This window comes from Vibrio sp. Vb0598 (assembly GCF_033338935.1).
Taxonomy (GTDB): domain Bacteria; phylum Pseudomonadota; class Gammaproteobacteria; order Enterobacterales; family Vibrionaceae; genus Vibrio; species Vibrio alginolyticus.
On sequence record NZ_JAWOTP010000198.1, the window covers coordinates 1 to 1183 of the forward strand.

At 47.7% G+C, this 1183-nt stretch carries 1 protein-coding gene; it reads right to left on the reverse strand.

Annotated elements, in window-relative coordinates:
* Nucleotides 1-1183, reverse strand: a 1183-nt coding sequence (locus R7Q38_RS24055) for an NAD(P)/FAD-dependent oxidoreductase (protein WP_318114576.1), incomplete at both ends; no start/stop codon positions are given.

Genomic DNA, 1183 nt, shown 5'->3' on the forward strand with positions numbered 1-1183 from the left:
GGACGCAATACACGGTTAATGCGGCCAACCAGCATCATCAAGCCTGTTTTGAACACGCCGTGAAGTGCCATCAAGTGCATGCGGTATAGTGAGATATAAACAACACGTGCAATACGGCCTTCAACCATCATCGAACCTTTGGTTAAGTTGCCCATCAAGCTACCTACTGTAGAGAAGCGGCTTAGAGACACTAAAGAACCATGGTCTTTGTACACGTAGTTTTTCAACTCACGACCATTTAGCTTCGCCACAATGTTGCTGAACGCTTGGCTAGCCATTTGGTGCGCAGCTTGCGCACGAGGTGGCACAAATGAGCCGTCTGGTTGTGTGCATTGCGCCAAGTCGCCGATAACAAAAATATCGTCATCACGCGTTGTTTGCAGTGTTCCTTTCACAACCAATTGGTTAATACGGTTTGTTTCTAGACCTGCAATGTCTTTGATGAAATCAGGTGCTTTGATACCCGCAGCCCAAACCATGATTTGCGCAGGAATCTTTTCGCCATCTTTGGTAGTTAGGCCGTCTTTCTCCGCCTTAGTCACCATCGTTGCTGTACGAACGTTTACACCCAGCTTAACAAGCTCTTGATGCGCCGCAGACGAAATACGTGGTGGCAATGCAGGAAGAATGCGCTCGCCCGCTTCAATCAGATTAACATTCAGCTTGCTTGAATCTAGATCACCAAATCCGTAAGTGCGAAGTTCTTTCACGGCATTGTGCAGCTCAGCCGATAGCTCAACGCCCGTTGCACCAGCACCAACGATCGCGATATCCACTGTACCATTACCGTTTTTCGCATGCAGCTTTAGGAACTCATTGTTCATTTCTGTACGGAAACGGTGCGCTTGTTCTGGGCTATCTAGGAAAATACAGTTTTCGCGAACGCCTGGAGTGTTGAAATCGTTCGATGTTGAACCAATCGCCATCACTAGAAGATCGTATTCTAGCTCGCGGCTTGGCATAAGAAGTTCACCGTGCTCGTCTTTCAGCTCACTTAAAATGATCACTTTACGTTCACGGTCGATGTCTTGAAGGCTACCCATTTGGAAATCGAAGCTATGGTTTTTCGCATGAGCACGGTAGCTCAAAGCGTCAACACCTTCGTCCAAAGAACCCGTTGCAACTTCATGCAACAGTGGTTTCCACAAGTGGCTCGCTTTACGGTCTACTAGCGTAATTTGCG